This window comes from Mucilaginibacter gilvus, from assembly GCF_004054195.1.
GTDB lineage: Bacteria > Bacteroidota > Bacteroidia > Sphingobacteriales > Sphingobacteriaceae > Mucilaginibacter > Mucilaginibacter gilvus.
The window spans coordinates 189,263-208,942 of record NZ_SBIW01000002.1 but is presented as its reverse complement, the minus strand read 5'-3'; the positions used below and the strand labels follow the sequence as shown (position 1 = coordinate 208,942).

Here is a 19,680-nt window from a genome sequence, read left to right as displayed (position 1 = left end):
AGAGGGGGAGGGGTGTGTTAGTTAGTATCCGCAATGACTGGGCAGATAGGTTTATAATAAAATATCTGGGAATTATGGTGACACTATTAATGGAAAAATATGTTAACCCTGTATTTTTTTAACTTATTGATTATAAGATTTTTAATAAATATTTATTGAAATTGTGTTAAGTTATGTTAACCCTAAACAGGATGTCCCCCCTCCGACACTTTCAAGCGTGGACGCTTGACAGGGCGGAGCATAAAGACTTTTTACTGATGATTAAAATAATATGAGAAGACGAGATTTTATTTATTTAACAGGGCTGGGCGCGGCAGCAACGGCCTTGCCCAACTTATCCGCATTCGGTAAAAATATCGATGTGCAGGATGCCCTTAACCCGGTGGATGCGAAGATCAAAAAAGAACTTTCGGATGTAGGGCTTAACGCCGCTAAATCTGCGGGTGCAACCTACGCAGATGTACGCATCGGACGCTACCTAAACCAGTTTGTGATCACCCGCGAAAACCGGGTGCTCAACGTGGCCAACACCGAAAGCTATGGCGTGGGTATCCGCGTTATTGCCAATGGCTGCTGGGGCTTTGCCGCTACCAACGAGGTAACTAAGGATGGCATTGCCAAAACCGCCAAACGCGCGGTTGCCGTTGCCAAGGCAAATGCCAAACTGGGCAGCGCACCAGTGCAGTTGGCACCGCAAAAAGGCTACGGCGAGGTAAGCTGGAAAACACCTATCGAAAAGAACGCCTTCGAGGTGCCGATAAAAGAAAAGGTGGACCTGCTGCTGGGCGCAAATGCCATAGCCATGGGCGCCGGGGCCAACTTTGTAAACTCCACCATCTTCGCGGTGAACGAGCAAAAATACTTTGCCAGCACTGATGGCTCGTATATCGATCAGGATATCCACCGCCTGTTCCCGAGCTTTACCGTTACTAAGATAGACCCTACTAAAGGTTCGTTTGAAACGCGTAGTGCATTGAGTTCGCCGGTAGGCATGGGTTATGAATATTTAAATCCGAAGGCTTCAGATACTATAGCAGGGATCACCCCGAGGTACAAAAACCGTTACGATATGCTGGAGGATATTAAATTTGCCACCAAACAGGCGGGCGAAAAACTTACAGCAAAATCGGTAGACCCAGGTAAGTACGACCTGGTGCTTGATCCAACCCACCTTTGGCTTACTATACACGAATCGGTAGGCCACCCAACAGAACTCGACCGGGTATTGGGTTACGAAGCCAACTACGCCGGTACAAGTTTCTTAACTTTAGATAAATGGAAAGCCGGCAATTTTAAATTCGGAAGCGACAAGGTGAATGTTGTTGGTGATAAACTACAGGTAGGCTCATTAGGCGCTGTTGGTTATGACGACGAGGGCGTGGGCACCAAAAAATGGGACATCATTAAAAATGGCGTGCTGGTAAATTACCAGGCCATCCGCGACCAGGCGCATATCATCGGCTTAAAAGAATCGCAGGGCTGCTGCTACGCGCAAAGCTGGCAGGATGTACAGTTCCAGCGCATGCCGAATGTATCGCTGCAGCCGGGTACCGCTAAGCTGAGCGTGGATGAGATGATTAAAAATGTGGAGAAAGGCGTTTACATCATAGGTAACGGTTCGTTCTCTATCGATCAGCAACGCTATAACTTCCAGTTTGGCGGCCAACTGTTTTACGAGATAAAAGAGGGCAAAATAGTAGGCATGCTAAACGATGTTGCCTACCAGGCTAACACGCAGGAATTTTGGAACAGCTGCACCCAGGTTTGCGACGAAAGCGATTACCGTTTAGGTGGATCGTTTAACGATGGCAAGGGGCAGCCGGGGCAAAGTAGCGCGGTATCGCACGGCTCATCTACAACAAGGTTTAACGGGGTTAATGTAATCAACACAAAAAGAAAAATCGGGTAAAAACATGGCTATATATACAAAAGAACAAGCACAGGCTTTATTAAAGAAAGTGCTGAGCTATTCCAAAGCCGATGAGTGCGAGGCAAACCTTGGCGGCGGTGATGAGGGTAACGTGCGTTACGCCTTGAACGCGGTTTCAACCGCGGGCGATGTAAGCAGCATCAGCCTATCGGTAACATCGGTTTACGGCAAAAAAGCAGGCTCGGCCTCTATTAATGAGTTTGATGATGCCGCTTTAGAGCGCGTGGTGCGTCGCTCGGAAGAACTGGCACAATTCGCGCCCGAAAATTCGGAGTATATGCCGATGTTGGGGCAGTCGGATTTTAAAGAAGCGATAACCTATAACGCCAACACCGCCGCCATGACACCCGAAACACGGGCCGAAATGGTGGGCAAAAGCCTGGCGATAACCAAGGAAGCAAAACTGAGCGCTGCGGGATTTTTAGATAATTCTACCAGTTTTAACGCGGTGATGAACTCTAAAGGTTTGTTCGCCTATAATAAAAGCACCGATGTTTATTTTTCGGTAACCACCCGTAATGATGCAGGTACAGCATCGGGCTATGCTGCCCGCGGTTTTACTGATGTAAGCAAACTCGATACCGCTTCGGCAACCCGCGTAGCTACCATGAAGGCCAATGCCTCTATTGGCGCAAAGGCCATCGAACCCGGTAAATACACCGTGATACTGGAGCCAGTTGCAGCCACCTATATGCTGGAGAATATGTTCCGTTTTGATGCGCGCAGCGCGGAGGAAGGGCGTAGCTTTTTAAGTAAAAAAGGGGGTGGCACCCGTTTGGGCGAACAGCTGATGGACCCGAAAGTAACCATCTATTCGGACCCCTTTAACCCCGACCTACCCGCAGGAACCTGGGGCGGCGATGGCCTGCCACGCGAGAAAACGATGTGGATAGATAAGGGCGTGGTGAAAAACCTGTCGTACTCCCGTTTTTGGGCGCAGAAGAAAGGCGTAGCGCCACTGCCCGGCCCAAGCAATATTATTATGGAAGGCGGCGATGCTACGTTAGAAGAACTGATAAAAAGCACCGAGCGTGGCATACTGGTATCCAGGTTGTGGTACATCCGTATGGTGGACCCACAATCCCTATTACTAACAGGACTTACCCGCGATGGTACGTTTTACATTGAGAACGGTAAGATCAAGTTCCCGGTAAAGAATTTTAGGTTTAACGAGAGCCCGGTAATTATGCTGAACAACCTGGAAGCCCTGGGCAAACAGGAGCGCAGCATCAGCGTAGAAAGCTACCGCAGCTACCTCATCCCGCCAATGAAGATCAGGGACTTTACGTTTAGTTCCTTATCGGACGCGGTGTAATACATTTATGTTAAGATTTGGCAACTTTTAGTAGTTGTCAAATCTTAACATAAATTAGTAAATTTGGATATGACAACGATAATTGTACACCCAAAAGACGAACAACAATTAGAAGCTATAAAAGCTCTGCTGAAAACAGCGGAAGTTTCTTTTGAAGAGGAAAACGACGATTATGATCCGGAGTTTGTGGCGATGGTGCTAAAAGGTGATGAGGAAATTAAAGCCGGAAAAGGTAGCAAAGTTGATGTGAAAAATTTATGGAAGTAATACTTGCCTCTGCTGCTTTGTCGCATCTTAAAGAATGGCAAAAGAGTGGGAATGTAAGGATTCAAAATAAAATTAATCAACTTCTCTACTCCATCATGGAAACGCCTTTTGAAGGCATTGGTAAACCTGAACCTTTAAAACATCAATTGTCGGGGAAATGGTCGAGACGAATAGATCAGGAGCATCGCATAGTTTATGCCGTTGATGGTAACATCTTAAATGTTTACTCCCTGAAAGGGCATTATTAAACGTAATCGCCAATATGTTTTTAACCGCCATTGCCCGCAAGCAATGGCTTTTTCGTTTCTTTGTAGCCCAAATTTTTATTTTATGCAGCCGTTTCCCGTTATCAGTTCTATTGTTTCCGCAGATCACATTGGTTTTTATGTACAGAATGAATACGGGCTAACCGGCGTTTCGTGCAAATTGCTTAAAACGGGCATCAATCATAGTTATTTAATAAGCAGCGCCGCGGGCAAGTACTTGTTTAGGTTATACAGCTTAAACTGGAGAACGAAACTGGAAATTACGGAGGAGATCAAACTCCTCAACCTCCTCCGGGAAGAAAGCTTACAGGTGTCTTACCCTATTGTCGATAGCAGCAACAACTATATTCAACAAATTCAGGCACCCGAAGGCCTGCGCTTTGGCGTATTGTTTTCTTTTGCTGAGGGCGATAAAATGCTCAGTTTTTCGCCTGAACTACACCATAAAGTTGGCGAAACTATGGGGCGCATCCACCGGGCAACACAGGGTTTAACGCTGCAACGAGTTAACTACACACCGGAAGTTATACTGCAACAATCGCTCCCGCAATTGGAGAGTTTCCTTTCGCCAGATTCGGAAGAGATGCAATGGATGCAAAAAGCACAGCAATATTTGCTTCGCGAAATTGCAGCTGCCGATGAAACCCAAATGCGGAAAGGCGTTACCCACATGGATATCTGGTTCGATAACATGAACATAACCGCGGGCGGCGAAGTAACCATCTTCGATTTTGATTTTTGCGGCAACGGCTGGCTGGCTTACGATATTGCTTACTACGTTCTGCAACTGCACAGCACCGAAAAGGACGCCGCCCAGCGCGATGCTAAACTTAAATGTTTTATGGAGGGGTATGAATCGGTTACCCCAATCAGCACTGAGGAAAAACGCCTGCTACCGGCATTGGGCGTATGTATGTATTTCTTCTACCTCGGCATCCAATGCCAGCGTTTTGATAACTGGAGCAATGTATTCCTCAACTCAACTTACCTTAAGCGTTTCATCACGGTACTGGTGCGCAAATATTTTGAAGACAACGTTTCCAGCGAATTATTGGCGGGTTAGGGTATACTTCAGCTTGCCTGACACCATCAGCGTTGCGTTGGCATTTGGCTTCGCCTCGTACAATTCCAGCGTGTTGCCCTTAAACAGGTAGGAGTACACCGCTTTTTTACTGCTGAACTCATCGAGGATGATCAGGTCTAAATTTTTTAGCGCGCCCGGTTTCAGGTCGTTCTCAATAAAGTATTTCTTAACCCCGGCAAGGCCTGTTACTTGTCCGTCGTTAGTAAACGTTACTTTATCAACCGACCCTTTGAGCGTGTAATTGCCGGCTATTAAGGCTTTGTTAATAGCGTAGTTAATGGCATCGCTCAGGTTACGGTCGGGGCCGACAGGTAGTATCCTATTGTACCTGGTTTTAAATAATTGCTTATTGTAAATCTGGTATAATATTAAGGAGGTATCGCCATTGGCAATGGAGTAGCCTAACTCATCCTCTCCAAATTTAACGGCAGCCGGATTTTTGCCGGGTTTAAAAGTAAGGGCCACATTTCCCGGATTTTGATTATCCCAGCCAACAGTTACCTCCAGGCTATCGCCGTTAAGCAGGCCGCTGTCTATCTGCATCCCGGTTATTCCGGTGACCACATCAACCGCAGCCAAAACAGACTGGCTTTGGTTTATCTTTTCAATATAATCGCTTTTGACCCAAACACCCTGGTAAACGGATAGCTGTTTTTTTAAAAAAAGCGGGCTGGAATGCGTTGAAGTAGTATCTGCCGCAGACTGTGTTGGCTTGCCTTTGCACGAAAGGAGTATAGCAGCAGGGATAAGCAAAAACAAAACTTTTTTCATTTCGGGGGATTTGTGCTTGCTAAAATACTTAATTATTCAAACGGATAAACGGATATTTGTTTAATGAATACAACCAACATAGGCTGGATAGGCCTCGGGCTGATGGGGACGCCCATGTCGCAGCAATTAATAAAAGCAGGTTATCTGGTAACCGTTTACAACCGCAATAGCGCTAAAGAACAAACGCTAAAGGAAATGGGCGCGGCCACTGCTACAAACCCGGCTGATTTAATTCAGAAATCGGACGTCATCATCATTATGGTTACTGATGATAAGGCCATCAACAATATTTTTAATGGCGAACACGGTTTACTAAGTGCCAACACTACCGGCAGGGTAATTATCAATATGAGCACCGTGTCGCCAGCCATCAGCAAAGAAATAGCTGCGATGTGCGCCGAACAAGGCAACAATTACCTGGATGCCCCGGTATCCGGCAGTGTTAAGCAAGCCGAGACCGCTCAACTGGTTATTATGGCGGGCGGCGATGTTGCAGCCTTTGAAAAAGTTAAGCCTGTATTGGAGGCGATGGGCAAAAGCGCTACGCTGATAGGCGAAGTAGGTGCAGGTAACGTAGCCAAACTGGCCATTAATACCCTGCTAAGCATTCATGCGCAAGGTTTGGCAGAGGCGGTTGTACTGGCCAAACAAAACGGCATCGCCGCGGAAATTTTACTGAACCTGTTGAATAATGGTGCGTTGGCAAATCCATTTATGAAAATAAAAGGCGAGGCCATTTTAAACGATAACTACGCCGCTGCATTCTCGCTAAACAATATTGTTAAAGATCTGAAACTGGCGCAGAATATCGGTTTATCATCGCCATTGGGTGAAGCTGCTTTAGTAACCTACATAGCTGCGCAGGCTAAATATGGTGAGGAGGATTTGATTGCGGTGATAAAGGAAGTGGGTAAAGAGTAAAATGTGACGGTTGAGGTACGTAGAACCCGATATACTAAATTCCAACCTTCCAACAATTTCCGTATTTTTGCAGCTTATTAATTCCACCCCTGCAAATGAATGCTGATGCTGTAAAGATGCTGCAAGGCCGTTACTGTAATTCGTTAACCCAATACTCCCGTTTTGTTACCCGCGAGGTTTTCATTGGCGATGTGCCTATGGGCGGCAATAACCCTATCCGCATCCAAAGCATGACCACTACCGATACCATGGACACGCTTGGTACGGTAGAACAAAGCATCCGCATGGTTGATGCCGGCTGCGAATACGTGCGCATCACCGCGCCCAGCATTAAGGAAGCAAACAACCTTGCCGAAATAAAAAAGCAACTGCGCCAGCGCGGCTACAACGTACCCCTTGTTGCCGATATTCATTTTACACCAAACGCCGCCGAAGTTGCAGCTCGCATTGTAGAAAAAGTGCGCGTAAACCCCGGTAACTATGCCGATAAAAAGAAATTCGACCAGATAGATTATACCGATTCCCAATACCGGGGTGAGTTGGAGCGGATCTTTCAAAAATTTACCCCACTGGTAAAAATTTGCAAAGAATACGGCACTGCCATGCGCATAGGCACCAATCACGGCTCGCTGAGCGACCGGATAATGAGCCGTTATGGCGATACCCCGCAGGGCATGGTGGAAAGCGCCATGGAGTTCATGCGCATGTGCGAAACGTTGGGCTATTACAACCTGGTGGTATCTATGAAGAGCAGCAACCCCCAAGTAATGGTGCAAGCCTACCGCCTGCTGGTGCAAACCATGGTGGCCGAGGGCATGAACTACCCGCTGCACCTGGGCGTAACCGAAGCCGGCGACGGCGAAGACGGCCGCATTAAATCTGCCGTAGGTATTGGCACCTTGTTGGAAGACGGCCTGGGCGATACCGTCCGCGTTTCCCTTACCGAAGAACCAGAAGCAGAAGCGCCGGTTGCCATTGCGATGGTGGAACGCTACGCGATTAGAAGTCAAAAGTCAAAAGCCGAAAGTCAAAAGTTGGAGTTAGCCTCGAACCACTCATCACTCACTACTCACCACTCACAACACAGTCCTTACGAGTATAAAAAACGAGATACCTACGAAGCCAACGCTTTTATAGGCGGGCATATGGTGCCGAGGGTGGTGGTGGATATTTCGCGGGCCAACCTGAAAGATCCCGCTACGCTTAACGCTGCGGGATACCTGTATTCCCCATTGCTGGATAAATACAACATGGCTGAGCAATCGGTAGATTTTGTTTATTTGGGTGATAGCCTGCCATCGTTTACGCTGCCAGGCAATTTAAAGCAGCTTTATAATTACGCCACCTGGCAAAAACTGGCCAACAAAACCCTTTGCCACCCGGTGTTTACTTTGCAGGAATATATTGCTGATGATGCCAACCGCACCTCGGCGTTAAACCTGGTGAGAATAACAAATGCCGACCTGGATTCAGACGCTTTTGGGCTATTGCAAATGGACAAGAGCCTGGTATTTGTATTAGAAACCAACGAACTCCACGGCATGGCAGACCAGCGCGCCTTCTTCCTCAAACTGGAAGAGTTTGCGCTCGATGTGCCTGTGATCGTAAAACGCAGCTACACTTTCCCAGACCATGGACTATCGACCATGGACCATGGTCAAAGCGAACTCAAAACTCAAAACCTCCAACTATACGCAGGTACCGATTTAGGCGCTTTATTAGTAGATGGTTTTGGTGATGGCGTTTGGATTGACGCGCCGCAAGTAGAAACAAATGTAATTACTTCAACTGCTTTCGGCATACTGCAAGCCACCCGCTCGCGCATCTCTAAAACAGAATACATTAGCTGCCCAAGCTGCGGGCGTACTTTGTTTGATCTGATGATTACCACCCAGATGATCCGCAGCCGTACCAGCCATCTTAAAGGGCTCAAAATTGGCATCATGGGCTGCATTGTAAATGGTCCCGGCGAAATGGCCGATGCCGATTATGGTTACGTAGGCTCGGGTACGGATAAAGTAACCCTGTATCGCGGCAAAGAAGCCGTTAAGAAGAATATAAATTCCGCCAACGCGCTTGATGAACTCATCGGTATCATTCAAAGCGATGGTAACTGGATAGAACCAGCATAACCGTTCCATAAGCATCCCAACAACCGCTATGTATTTTCGATGAGCGTTGGAGGGAAATGAGCGACGGCGCGAAGAGAAACCTTGTACGCCTTGCTTCCCGTTTATGCATTGGCGTAATGGCTGGCGTATAAAATTCCTCCTCGCTGTCGCTCGCTCGGAATGACAATCGCTTATTTTATGATTGCCGCGGCATTTTAAATACCGCAAATTCATCACGCGTACCCGTTTGAGTGAACCCGGCTTTTTGCAATATTCGTTGCGAGGGCAGGTTGTCCAAACCTGTATCGGCCCAAATTACTTTCACTTCCGGGGTTTCAAAACCCCACTCACAGATACGTTTGAGGCCCTCGGTGCCGTAGCCTTTGCCCTGCTCGTTACGGTCGATAGAATAACCAGTGATAGATTCGCCATTCTCATCCGGGTAGCCAAGTCCGAAACCACCAATGCTGGTGTTGGTATCTTTGCGCACCGCTTCCCAAATGCTGTACCAGATCCATTTATCCGGGTAAAGCAGCGTTTTGGGGAGGCACCAGTTCTCAATGGCGTCGGCAAGTTCATCCTGCCAGATCTGGTCCACAAGCATATTAGATGGGGTAAGGCCCATAGATAGTTCCATTTTTTCGCGGCTTTCCTGTAAAAGTAAAAGCTGCGCGCGTGTTAACGGTATCAGTTTTAACCGTTCGGTTTCAATAAAAAACATTGTTTTGGTTTAAAATTATATAACAAAAGAAATTGCTTCCGCCTGCGGTGTGCGGCGGCGTGGCAGCTATAAGGCTGCGGTGTTATACAATTCCAGGCAGTGTAATTTGCCTGTTTGGTGTGTTAAGTAACAGCGGCGGTAATTTTTAGTGCTCAAATATAATAATTTGAAAATTGATTGATTTGAAAATTTGAAGATATTAAAACTACATTTTCAAATCTTCAAATTACCAGATCTTCAAATTAAAAAGTAATTTTATCACATGAGCGCCGAACTTATTTTACACATCATCACCTGCAACTGCTTTTTCCTGATGGCCTTTGTGGCTTGGTTTAACCCCGGCAAGGTAAACGTGGTAGCTAACCGCTGGCTTGGGTTGTTCTTTGCAGCGGTTGGCTGCATGGTTTGTAACGTGGTGCTTTTTGATGCCGGGCTGGAAGGGGCCTACCCCCGCATTGTGGGTTTTAACGAACTTTCGCGCTTCGCGCTGGCACCGGCGCTGTACCTCAGTATTGTGCAATTCACCACGCCGGGCAGCAAACTTAAGGGGGCTGATTACCTGCATTTCATCCCGTTCACTATTTTCTTTTTGTACATGGTGCCCGTGCTGTATTTCCCAAATTACCAGTTGATAGGCGGACATATTAGCTTGCCGCCAAAAGTGAACTTTGTGATAGGCTTTTTGGTGCGCTGGTCGGTAAATGTGCAGTTACTGGTCTACTGGGTGCTGGCGTTTAATACATTGCGGAGACACCGGAAACATATTCAGCTCATCGCTTCTGATACGGTCCCGGTGAACCTCAACTGGCTCAAATACCTGCTGCTGAGTATAGGGGGAATGCTGGCCTTGTTCTTTGCATCTATCCTGTTCAATATCCATTTAACGCCCGCGGGTATTGCCTTCGGCCACCTGCTTGGGGGACTGGCCATATTTTATTATTCGCTCGCACAGAAAGAGATCTTTCCCTTCGAGGTATCGGAGCTAAAGGCCATCAACGAAGTAATTGTTGAAGTTGACGCTCAGGTTAAACCCATCAAACAACGCTTTGCTGATGAACAGGCCCGGCAGATGCGCACCAAACTGGAAAGCCTGATGACTGCCGAAAAACTTTACCTCGATAACGAACTTAGCCTGCCCCAGTTGGCGGAGGCGATGGGCGTATCGGTGCACGATCTTTCCTTTCTGCTCAACGAGAAGATAGGGCTAAACTTCTTCCAGTTTGTAAACGCTTACCGGGTGGAGGAGGCCAAGCAAATTATGCTGTCGGATAAATATAAGCATCTTAATATCCTCGGAATTGCTTACAGCGCCGGCTTTAGTTCTAAAACTACTTTCAATACAGTTTTTAAAACGCAGGTGGGGATGGCGCCAAGCGAGTTTATGCGGAGGGGGAAGGTTGATGAGGGAGTGTTGGCAGGGGCAGAGCGCCAACATTAGGGTTAACATAGCTTAACACAATTTCAATAAATATTTTTCAATTATCTTATAATCAATAAGTTAAAAAAAACTTGGGTTAACATGTTTTTTCCGTAATGGTGCCACCATAAACCCTAAATATTTTATTAGGACATCGTAGAGGCATTAATAAACACTGTCTTCCTGATGGGCTATCGATCTCTCAAGAGGAAATTGAAAATAAACTCACAAACACGTTCGCCTCTATCCATCCGAACGACGCGCATCTTCCCAACGCCTACTATTGCACCATAAACTTATATTTATGGAACGTAAACCTTTCTCCCCGCTTGCCCTCGCCGCTTTTATTGCCGCCGTATTGGGCGCTATTGTTTTTACCCGCGCCGTACGTGTTGCCGTAGGCGAGAATATATCGCCGCTGCTACTATATGGCATAGCGCTCGGTTATCTGTTCACCGTTTTAACGCTGCTATTTGTTTGGAAAAGCAAAGCCGCAAAGGGGGCTATCGATGTTACCAATTATACCGCTTTTTGGCAAAACGCCGTGCGCTATACAATCGCGCTGGATATGATTATGTTTGGTGGCCAGAAGTTGTGCCACCTGCAATTTTACGTGCCCCTCGGCATGCTCGACGACCCCTTTACCGCCATCCCTAACGAAATGCTGATGTGGGCCTTTATGGGGCGGTACCATTCTATGGTAAACATTATAGCCTCGCTCGAAATCCTTGGCGGCACGCTGCTGCTGTTCCGCAAAACCCGGTTGGTGGGCGCTTTTGTGTTGCTGCCCATGCTGCTGAATATTATGCTGCTGGATCTTTACTACCTCAACTTATTGGTGCAGGTATACGTTATGCTTGAGGTGCTTGCCGTAATATACCTCATTATGTTGGAGTACCGCCGCCTGGTAGAATTCTTCCTGGTGGCCAAAGGCAATTCGCCATTATATAACTTCGGCAGCAAAGGGCTTGGCTATGCAATAAAAGCATCGGTGATCATTATTCCGGCGCTTGCCCTTTGTATGCACCAATATCCATCCAATTACCCCGAAATTATGGGCAAGTACGAAGTGAAACGCGTGCTTATCAACAACATCGATAAAACCACCTCCCCCTGCCGCGACAGCGTGCTCACCCACGTTTTTATCGACCATTACGACCTCGTTTTAGGCTATCCGGATTACCATGACAAGGTAATTGGCAGGTACGATTACAATCCGGCAACCAAACAAATTACAGTTACGTTCCATTACCCTGTAAAAGATACCCTTGTAGCCACCATTACCCCCGGCAACGGCGAAATGAAAACGCTAACAGGTAAAATGGGGGGTAAGGATTTGAAGATTGAGATGGAAAGGGTGGCACCTGTGAATAATTGAGAGGGTGTTACTTAACCAAGGTGCACTTTGACTAATAGCAACGCACGATGAAAATTGTTAATTGTTGCTTGTGTTTTTTGAGTAGGTAACGGTAAATGTAATCGCACCAGCCATTATTGCTCCCAAAAGACCAATTAAAATTGTCGAGTCCATTTTTAAAATGAAAAGCTTCATTAACATGAACAAAACTGGGATGAAAATTAATGATAAAAGGAAAGTCCAGCTTATGAAGGTTATAAAAATAATTTTGTGGGTAAATACCCCGTTTATTTTAGAAAAGGCCGCAATGATTTTTTTTGAAAATGGCGGCTTGGTAGGGCGCGCTTCCTGAGGCCTTTGAATTTCAGTTAAAGCATTTATTTCTTCACAGAATTTATAAAAGAAGGATTGTCTTAATTGAATTGTTGACTGACCCGTCGTTAAACCTTTCGCGGCATTGTTTTTCTTTATTTTTATATACTCATAAATCAATAAGTTATTCAATGAATTTATTACCAAATCTATTTCTTTATTTTGCTCGATCCGTGTTGATATTTTTAAATCAAATGATAGTAAGGCAGTCACAGTTTTTTCGGTTAACGAATCATATTTTATCCAAAAGTTATCTTTAGTCATTTTGGCGAGTTCGGCAGGTAGATAGCTGCTTTGATTTTGGATGCTCGTCGAATACGCCTCACTGTTTTTATAATATTTTTTTAAATAATCTTTTGCAATGTTAAGACTCTCTCGACGCCCATTTATCGAGAAAAGATTTAATTCTTTAATAGTCGTAGCAATGTAGGCAAAAGGTAAATCTTTTGACGAAACACTGCACCTCTTATCTCGAGCTTTATAAATTTTTTTAATCAAAAAGGTAATTGAAAATAGAAACAAAGCCCCAAGAATAGTTACGAGCCATAATATGTAAAAATTACCTACATCTATTATGTAATTACTAATTTTGAGAGAATTACCGAATATCTTTATTAACGTGTCTTTAAATTCGATAGAAACTATTGGAAATATCGATGAAAACAGTAATAAACCAGTCAATAAATGTAGAATGGCAGCGGTGATAAACTTCCAGCCATTTTCTTCTGAATAAAAAAACAAGTCCTCTATCGAATCAAAGTATTTTTCTGCTCGTTCAACTAATTCTTTTTTAATGTCAACTGTAAACATTGGACTTTAGGTTTAAACAAAGTTAATAAATTATACTCACCAATCTCTGCCAACCTGTCACCACAAAGTAATGCACCCTGCCGCACTGTAAGTATTCTGCCAATTATCGGTTATTTTATCTGCCATTTAAGTATTGGCACAACCCTTGTTAAATAGGCTTGGTAAGCAATACTTAATAAAAAATAATCAATAATATGTCTAAAATAATTGGAATCGACTTAGGAACAACAAACTCCTGCGTTGCTGTAATGGAAGGCAACGAGCCTGTTGTTATAGCCAATAGCGAGGGTAAACGTACTACGCCGTCAGTAGTAGCTTTTGTGAACGATGGCGAACGTAAAGTTGGCGATCCGGCAAAACGCCAGGCTATCACCAACCCAACCAGAACTATTTCTTCTATCAAACGCTTCATGGGCAACCAGTTTAACGAGGTTACCAAAGAAGCTGATCGTATGCCATACAAAGTGGTTAAAGGTGACAACAACACCCCACGTGTAGAAATTGGCGACCGTAAATATACGCCACAGGAGCTTTCTGCCATGATTCTTCAAAAAATGAAGAAAACGGCTGAAGATTTCCTTGGTCACGAAGTTACCGAAGCGGTTATCACCGTTCCTGCATACTTTAACGATGCACAACGCCAGGCAACTAAAGAAGCCGGCGAAATTGCCGGTTTAAAAGTTCGCCGTATCATTAACGAGCCTACTGCTGCTGCCCTTGCCTACGGTTTGGACAAAGCACACAAGGACATGAAAATTGCGGTATTTGATTGCGGTGGTGGTACGCATGACGTTTCTATCCTGGAATTGGGTGATGGCGTGTTCGAAGTAAAATCTACCGATGGTGATACACACTTGGGTGGTGACGATTTTGACCAGGTAATTATCGACTGGATGGCAGACGAATTTAAAAGCGACGAAGGTGTAGACCTGCGTAAAGACCCTATGGCTTTGCAACGCTTAAAGGAATCTGCTGAGAAAGCAAAAATTGAGTTATCAAGCTCTACGCAAACTGAGATCAACCTGCCATACATTACCGCAGGTGCCGAAGGCCCTAAACACTTGGTTAAAACTTTAACCCGTGCAAAATTTGAGCAATTGGCAGATAGCTTGATCAAACGTACTATCGACCCATGCCGTACTGCTTTGAAAAACGCAGGTTACACCACTGCAGATATCGACGAGATCATTTTAGTAGGTGGTAGTACCCGTATCCCTGCTATACAGGATGCCGTGCAAAAATTCTTTGGTAAATCACCATCAAAAGGTGTTAATCCTGATGAAGTTGTGGCCATTGGTGCTGCTATACAAGGCGGTGTATTAACCGGTGAAGTTAAAGATGTGTTGTTGTTAGATGTTACTCCATTATCATTGGGTATCGAAACTATGGGCGGTGTGATGACCAAACTGATCGAAGCTAACACCACTATCCCAACCAAAAAAACGGAGACATTCTCTACCGCTTCTGATAATCAGCCGGAAGTACAACTGCATGTGTTACAGGGCGAGCGCCCAATGGCTGCGGGTAACCGTACCATAGGCCAGTTCAACTTAGCCGGTATACCTCCTGCACCACGCGGAGTGCCGCAAATTGAAGTAACCTTTGATATTGATGCCAACGGTATATTGCACGTAGCAGCAAAAGATAAAGCAACCGGTAAAGAGCAAAAGATCCGTATCGAGGCTTCTTCGGGCTTAACTGATGCTGATATCAAACGCATGAAGGATGAAGCAGAAGCAAATGCCGACTCTGACAAAAAGGCAAAAGAAGAAGTTGAAAAACTTAACGGTGCCGATGCGTTGATCTTCTCTACAGAAAAACAACTGAAAGAGTACGGTGATAAGATTCCTGCCGATAAAAAAGGCGCTATTGAAGCCGGCTTAGAGAAATTGAAAGCAGCTTATTCAGCAAAAGACCTTGAAGCTATTGAGCCTGCACAGGAAGAACTGAATGCAGCATGGACAGCCGCTTCTGAGGATATGTACAAAGCATCTGCCGATGGTGGTCAGCCACAAGGTGATGCAGGCCAGCAGCCACAAGGCGAAAGTGCCGATAACGTAACCGATGTTGATTTTGAAGAAGTGAAGTAATTTCACTCCGGATAAGTATCCAAATAAAACCCCCGGTTGAGCAATCAACCGGGGGTTTGTTGTTTTAAATAACCCAACAATCGCCGTCATGCCCCAAAGTCATGCTGAACTTGTTTCAGTACCCCACTTGCAAGGTAACCGAGCTATTGCAAATTAATTAAGGTTTTCCGTATTTTAACTTAACCAAAACCAATCTCATATGCTCTTCAAAGATCCGCACGTTTACATAATGACTAACGCTTATCGCGCGACATTTTATATCGGCGTAACATCAGATTTGCGGGCGAGGGTTTGGCAGCACATTAACAATGAAGGCTCGGCATTTGTAAAAAAGTACCGATTGTATGACCTGGTATATTACGAATCCTTTATTCGGATCACAGATGCTATCGACCGCGAAAAACAATTGAAGAATTGGTATAGGGATTGGAAAATCAATTTGATCAAATCGATCAATCCGCAGATGAAGGATTTAAGGGCGAATTGGAAATAGAATAGCGGCTAAGCGCGTTTACCACCTATCCTGTGGGGTGCTGAAATAAATCCAGCATGACGTGGTGGAGAGGCGTTGTTGAAAAAAACGTCATCCTGAACTTGTTTCAGAACCCCACATGCAAAGTCGCAGATTGCTAAGTTTACACCTGCCGTGTGGGATGCTGAAATAAATTCAGCAAGACGTGGTGGAGTTTACAACCCCTTCTTCACAAAATTATTAATAGCGATGAGTAGTTTCCTTCGGCCGTTTCCCTGTGTATCTAAAAAAACAAAGTGGTTACCATTGGCAATGATAAATTTCTTTTTGTTAGGCGCGCTTATCAGTTCATTATAAAAAGTATCTGCGTCTATCGGCCGCGACCAAAAATCCCTGTCGCCACGGATGATGAGAGTGGGCACGGTAATATCCTTCGCATCCCAATATTTGCGCCCACTCGCCATATAAAAACTTTCCTTGCGGAACCCGCCGGGTGTTTTCAGTAAGTGCTCATCGTTAAAGCCCACCGCACTCTTGGCGAAAGCTTTTATTACTGCCGAATCTGCCTTGATGGTGGTGTCGGCATCAGTAAGCCCGGTTTTCCAGATGTTGATCACCGCCTGTTCGTTAGATTGCCGGTAGGCGGGGATACTGTTATCAAACCGGGTGCTATCCGTAGAACTGGCAAACGAGGTGTTGAATAACCAGGGTGCTTTAACGCTGTACAGGCTGTTCAACACAATGAGGTTAGCCACTTTGTCGTTATGCAGGGTAGTATAATACGCTGCCCAGTGCCCGCCCACGGCCCAGCCGAACAGGTTTATTTTGCCTTTGGGGTTTCCTTGTAATACGTAATTAACCACCGCGTTTATATCCGATGCTGCTTCCAGGCAACTGCCAGCCACCAAAGCAGTATCGGTAAGGTTATATGTGGGGGCGGTGGAGCGTTCCCAGCCGCGGATGTTCATTAAATAAACAGTAAAGCCGGATAAGGCCAGCGACTTGGCAAAGGAAGCATCCTCCGTACCCAGGTCGAAAGAGGTGGTTGCGCCGGTGCCGCCGTGTATAAGCAGCAACGGTAGTTTGCGGCGCGATGAGTAGGTGGTTTCAACAATTTTGCGCACCTGTAGTCGCAGCGTCCCGTTGGGTACAAAAAAATCGGTGGTGGTATAATTGCTTTGGGCCGATGCCGTGCCTGTGTTAAGTAGCAAAGCAAAAACAAGCGCTAAAAAATATAGGGTACGACACATTTAAGGTATAAACTTTAATACTGCCTTTAAATTATGCCGGATGGAAAAAATTACGAGATAAGGTTGTTTACTTTTTCTACCAGTTCGGTAAGGTCGAACGGTTTGTTGATGATGGCATCGCAGCCATAGCGCAGTAATTCGGCGTCGCGGTTAATGTAAGCCGAAAAAATGATTACCGGCACGTTGCTAAATTTTGGATGCGCTTTTATCTGCTGGCACAGTTCGCCGCCGTTGGTGCCTGCCACACGGAAATCCAATATCACCAGGTCTGGGTTAAACTCTTCCACCAAAGGCATTACCTTCTCGCTTTCACCGGTGCTCCTAACCTCAAAATTCTCATAGGTGAGGGTCTCGTGTACAATGTCGAGGATGTCCTGGTTGTCATCTAATACTAAAATACGCTTTATCATAAAAGATATCTACTAAATTACAAAAAGGTGAAAATGGTATTTTTAGTATCGGAAAATTAATAATAATGCAAAAAAGGGAAAGGCTCGTATACCGGGGTTGTAATTGTTTCAAAAATACTACAATTATTTGTATAATAAGGTAAGAGAAGCCGATTGTTTCTTAATAATTGCATTATTATTGTTATATTAAAATCGTGAGTACTAACGTCAATCGCCCCGGCAATTTAAGCCAGCAAAATTTCCAGCATTTAATGGCGCAAGCACCTGTGGCCATAAGTATTTTGCGAGGGCCGCAATTTATCATCGAGCTGGCTAACAGCCAGATATTGGAACTTTGGGGAAAAAACGAAAACGTTATTGGCCTGCAGTTAACAGCAGGGCTGCCCGAAATAAAAGACCAGCCATTTGTGGCTCTGTTGCAGGGTGTTTATAATACCGGCGTTACACACTACGGGCACGAAGCCAGGGTGACCCTGGTAAGGGATAATGTACCTGGCCAATATTATTTCAATTTTGTTTACCAGGCCATAACTGATACCGACGGAAGCATCGGAGGCATTATGGTGGTTGCTACCGAGGTTACCGAGCAGGTGCTTTCGCGCCGTAAGCTGGAAGATGCGGAAGAACGCCTGAGGCTTGCCGCAGAGGCTACCGGGCTGGGCACGTTCGATCTCGATCTGCAAAAGGGTGTTATCATCCATTCGCCGCGCCTGGCAGAGATATTTGGGCGGCGCAGTACCGATAACATCAGCCATGCCGAACTGCGACAGATCGTTTTACCTGTAGACCTGCACATTGTGATCGGTGCTTTTGACAGGGCCCTGCAAACCGGCATCTATTTTTACGAGGCCAGGGTGATATGGCTGGATGCCACCATTCATTGGATCCGTACCACCGGTAAAATAATTTATAGCGATAATGGTGCGCCCCTGCGTATGCTGGGCACCATACAGGACATCAGCGAACAAAAACGCATATTAGACGATTTGCAGAAGAGCGAGGAGAACCTGCGACTGGCAACACAAGCGGCAGAGGTAGGCACCTTTGATCTGGATCTGTTGAACCAAAGTATGGTTTGGGACAGGCGTTGCCGCGAATTATTCGGCATGGAAGATTTTGACGGCCCGGTAAGTTATGATAACCAGTTTTTGTTTGGCCTGCACCCGGATGATAAAGAAAAAACCGATCAGGCTGTTAACCGAGCCTACAACCGCCAGCTATCTAACGGAGAATACGATGTAGAATACCGCACGATTGGTATTGATGATAAAAAATTGCGCTGGGTAAGGGCCAAAGGTAAAGTGAGCTTTAACGATGAAGATATACCCCAAAGGTTTATTGGTGCCGTGCTGGATATAACTGAGAATAAACTGAACGAAATACGGAAGAACGATTTTATAGCCATAGCCAGTCACGAGTTAAAAACACCGCTTACTTCGCTAAAAGCCTATATACAATTGCTGCATGTAAACGCGCGGAAATCCGGCGATAGTTTTTTGCTGAATGCCCTGCAAAAATCGGAAAATCAGATAAATAAGATGACCAAACTTATCTACGGTTTCCTGGATCTCTCAAAACTCGAATCGGGGAAACTGAGGCTGGAGCGCCATGAATTTGATCTGAACGCCCTGATAGAAGAAGTAACCGCAGAAAACAGGCCCATTGCGCAAAGCCATACCATTACTTTTTCTGGCGGGAAACCTATCATAATTACTGCCGACCGCGAAAAAATTGGCCAGGTAATCAATAACTTTATCAGCAACGCGGTAAAATACTCACCCAAAAAAACGGATATCAAAGTTTCGGCACAGTGCTTAACTGGCCAGGTAAAAGTTTCGATACACGATAACGGAATAGGCATTAAGCTAAAAGATCAGCAAAATATATTCCAGCGTTTTTACCGGGTAGAGGATGAAAGCACCAAAGGCTTTAGCGGCTTTGGCATAGGGCTGTACCTTTCTGCCGAGATTATAGAGCTGCACCATGGCAAAATAGGTGTAGACAGCGCCGAAGGCCAGGGAGCGGAGTTTTACTTTTTGTTGCCGGCGTAGGCAATTTCAAGAGAACAGGCTCAACAACAATCTTTTAAAATCGGCCTTGTCCTGTTCGGCAACCA

Annotated in this window: 17 protein-coding genes; 12 read left to right on the top strand and 5 right to left on the bottom strand. The window is 45.5% G+C overall.

Annotation, left to right across the window (positions count from 1 at the left end; all coding sequences use genetic code 11):
- The first annotated feature begins 271 nt into the window (after window positions 1-271).
- The 5 genes from EPL05_RS04180 to EPL05_RS04160 all read left to right on the top strand — a co-directional run bounded on the left by EPL05_RS04180 (window position 272) and on the right by EPL05_RS04160 (window position 4,841).
- Entirely contained in the window at window positions 272-1,909 is a 1,638-nt protein-coding gene (locus EPL05_RS04180; protein ID WP_128532402.1) for a TldD/PmbA family protein, read from the top strand.
- Between the two features lie 4 nt (window positions 1,910-1,913).
- Complete coding sequence (locus EPL05_RS04175; RefSeq protein WP_128532400.1) at window positions 1,914-3,245, top strand: TldD/PmbA family protein; 1,332 nt, start codon at window positions 1,914-1,916, stop codon at window positions 3,243-3,245.
- A 69-nt stretch (window positions 3,246-3,314) separates the two neighbouring features.
- Window positions 3,315-3,512 carry a DUF2683 family protein gene (locus tag EPL05_RS04170; protein WP_128532398.1) on the top strand — a complete coding sequence of 66 codons (198 nt, stop codon included), beginning with the start codon at window positions 3,315-3,317 and terminating at the stop codon, window positions 3,510-3,512.
- Complete coding sequence (locus EPL05_RS04165) at window positions 3,503-3,760, top strand: Txe/YoeB family addiction module toxin (RefSeq protein ID WP_128532396.1); 258 nt, start codon at window positions 3,503-3,505, stop codon at window positions 3,758-3,760. Before EPL05_RS04170 ends, EPL05_RS04165 begins: the two co-directional genes overlap by 10 nt.
- Window positions 3,761-3,842: 82 nt before the next feature.
- Complete coding sequence (locus EPL05_RS04160; protein ID WP_128532394.1) at window positions 3,843-4,841, top strand: phosphotransferase enzyme family protein; 999 nt, start codon at window positions 3,843-3,845, stop codon at window positions 4,839-4,841.
- Here EPL05_RS04160 and EPL05_RS04155 read toward each other — a convergent pair.
- The gene (locus EPL05_RS04155) at window positions 4,827-5,633 is read right to left on the bottom strand and encodes a hypothetical protein (RefSeq protein WP_128532392.1); all 807 of its coding nucleotides are present in this window, start codon (window positions 5,631-5,633) and stop codon (window positions 4,827-4,829) included. The genes EPL05_RS04160 and EPL05_RS04155 overlap by 15 nt on opposite strands.
- A 63-nt stretch (window positions 5,634-5,696) precedes the next feature.
- On the opposite strand from EPL05_RS04155, the gene EPL05_RS04150 reads away from it, so the two are divergent.
- Entirely contained in the window at window positions 5,697-6,554 is an 858-nt protein-coding gene (locus EPL05_RS04150) for an NAD(P)-dependent oxidoreductase (RefSeq protein ID WP_128532390.1), read from the top strand.
- Window positions 6,555-6,649: 95 nt separating this feature from the next.
- Entirely contained in the window at window positions 6,650-8,686 is a 2,037-nt protein-coding gene (gene ispG, locus EPL05_RS04145; protein ID WP_128532388.1) for a (E)-4-hydroxy-3-methylbut-2-enyl-diphosphate synthase, read from the top strand.
- Between the two features lie 175 nt (window positions 8,687-8,861).
- Here ispG and EPL05_RS04140 read toward each other — a convergent pair whose 3' ends face one another.
- Window positions 8,862-9,386: a GNAT family N-acetyltransferase gene (locus EPL05_RS04140; protein WP_128532386.1), complete on the bottom strand. Its 525-nt coding sequence runs from the start codon at window positions 9,384-9,386 to the stop codon at window positions 8,862-8,864.
- Window positions 9,387-9,648: 262 nt separating this feature from the next.
- Between EPL05_RS04140 and EPL05_RS04135 the strand changes: the two genes are divergently transcribed.
- Window positions 9,649-10,824 carry a helix-turn-helix domain-containing protein gene (locus EPL05_RS04135; RefSeq protein ID WP_128532384.1) on the top strand — a complete coding sequence of 392 codons (1,176 nt, stop codon included), beginning with the start codon at window positions 9,649-9,651 and terminating at the stop codon, window positions 10,822-10,824.
- 283 nt (window positions 10,825-11,107) lie between these two features.
- Window positions 11,108-12,181 (top strand): hypothetical protein, encoded by a 1,074-nt coding sequence (locus EPL05_RS04130; protein ID WP_128532382.1) that lies wholly within the window; start codon window positions 11,108-11,110, stop codon window positions 12,179-12,181.
- 57 nt (window positions 12,182-12,238) lie between these two features.
- On the opposite strand, the gene EPL05_RS04125 is transcribed toward EPL05_RS04130, so the two are convergent.
- A complete protein-coding gene (locus EPL05_RS04125) occupies window positions 12,239-13,342 on the bottom strand; it encodes a hypothetical protein (RefSeq protein WP_128532380.1) in 1,104 nt (367 codons plus the stop codon).
- A 194-nt stretch (window positions 13,343-13,536) separates the two neighbouring features.
- Here EPL05_RS04125 and dnaK point away from each other — a divergent pair, with 194 nt between their 5' ends.
- Window positions 13,537-15,432, top strand: coding sequence for a molecular chaperone DnaK (gene dnaK, locus EPL05_RS04120; RefSeq protein WP_128532378.1), 1,896 nt, complete (start codon window positions 13,537-13,539; stop codon window positions 15,430-15,432).
- A gap of 229 nt (window positions 15,433-15,661) precedes the next feature.
- Window positions 15,662-15,925, top strand: coding sequence for a GIY-YIG nuclease family protein (locus tag EPL05_RS04115; protein WP_243837209.1), 264 nt, complete (start codon window positions 15,662-15,664; stop codon window positions 15,923-15,925).
- A gap of 194 nt (window positions 15,926-16,119) precedes the next feature.
- Here EPL05_RS04115 and EPL05_RS04110 read toward each other — a convergent pair whose 3' ends face one another.
- Window positions 16,120-17,154, bottom strand: coding sequence for an alpha/beta fold hydrolase (locus tag EPL05_RS04110; protein ID WP_128532374.1), 1,035 nt, complete (start codon window positions 17,152-17,154; stop codon window positions 16,120-16,122).
- Between the two features lie 50 nt (window positions 17,155-17,204).
- On the bottom strand, window positions 17,205-17,564 hold the full coding sequence (locus EPL05_RS04105) for a response regulator (protein WP_128532372.1): 360 nt from the start codon (window positions 17,562-17,564) through the stop codon (window positions 17,205-17,207).
- A 194-nt stretch (window positions 17,565-17,758) separates the two neighbouring features.
- Between EPL05_RS04105 and EPL05_RS04100 the strand changes: the two genes are divergently transcribed.
- Window positions 17,759-19,615, top strand: a complete 1,857-nt coding sequence (locus EPL05_RS04100; RefSeq protein ID WP_128532370.1) for a PAS domain-containing sensor histidine kinase — start codon at window positions 17,759-17,761, stop codon at window positions 19,613-19,615.
- Window positions 19,616-19,680 lie beyond the last annotated feature (65 nt).

Coding starts and splice junctions, on each gene's coding strand:
- EPL05_RS04180 (WP_128532402.1), top strand. CDS start 272: ATGAGAAGACGAGATTTTATTTATTTAACAGGGCTGGGCGCGGCAGCA.
- EPL05_RS04175 (WP_128532400.1), top strand. CDS start 1,914: ATGGCTATATATACAAAAGAACAAGCACAGGCTTTATTAAAGAAAGTG.
- EPL05_RS04170 (WP_128532398.1), top strand. CDS start 3,315: ATGACAACGATAATTGTACACCCAAAAGACGAACAACAATTAGAAGCT.
- EPL05_RS04165 (WP_128532396.1), top strand. CDS start 3,503: ATGGAAGTAATACTTGCCTCTGCTGCTTTGTCGCATCTTAAAGAATGG.
- EPL05_RS04160 (WP_128532394.1), top strand. CDS start 3,843: ATGCAGCCGTTTCCCGTTATCAGTTCTATTGTTTCCGCAGATCACATT.
- EPL05_RS04155 (WP_128532392.1), bottom strand. CDS start 5,633: ATGAAAAAAGTTTTGTTTTTGCTTATCCCTGCTGCTATACTCCTTTCG.
- EPL05_RS04150 (WP_128532390.1), top strand. CDS start 5,697: ATGAATACAACCAACATAGGCTGGATAGGCCTCGGGCTGATGGGGACG.
- ispG (WP_128532388.1), top strand. CDS start 6,650: ATGAATGCTGATGCTGTAAAGATGCTGCAAGGCCGTTACTGTAATTCG.
- EPL05_RS04140 (WP_128532386.1), bottom strand. CDS start 9,386: ATGTTTTTTATTGAAACCGAACGGTTAAAACTGATACCGTTAACACGC.
- EPL05_RS04135 (WP_128532384.1), top strand. CDS start 9,649: ATGAGCGCCGAACTTATTTTACACATCATCACCTGCAACTGCTTTTTC.
- EPL05_RS04130 (WP_128532382.1), top strand. CDS start 11,108: ATGGAACGTAAACCTTTCTCCCCGCTTGCCCTCGCCGCTTTTATTGCC.
- EPL05_RS04125 (WP_128532380.1), bottom strand. CDS start 13,342: ATGTTTACAGTTGACATTAAAAAAGAATTAGTTGAACGAGCAGAAAAA.
- dnaK (WP_128532378.1), top strand. CDS start 13,537: ATGTCTAAAATAATTGGAATCGACTTAGGAACAACAAACTCCTGCGTT.
- EPL05_RS04115 (WP_243837209.1), top strand. CDS start 15,662: ATGACTAACGCTTATCGCGCGACATTTTATATCGGCGTAACATCAGAT.
- EPL05_RS04110 (WP_128532374.1), bottom strand. CDS start 17,154: ATGTGTCGTACCCTATATTTTTTAGCGCTTGTTTTTGCTTTGCTACTT.
- EPL05_RS04105 (WP_128532372.1), bottom strand. CDS start 17,564: ATGATAAAGCGTATTTTAGTATTAGATGACAACCAGGACATCCTCGAC.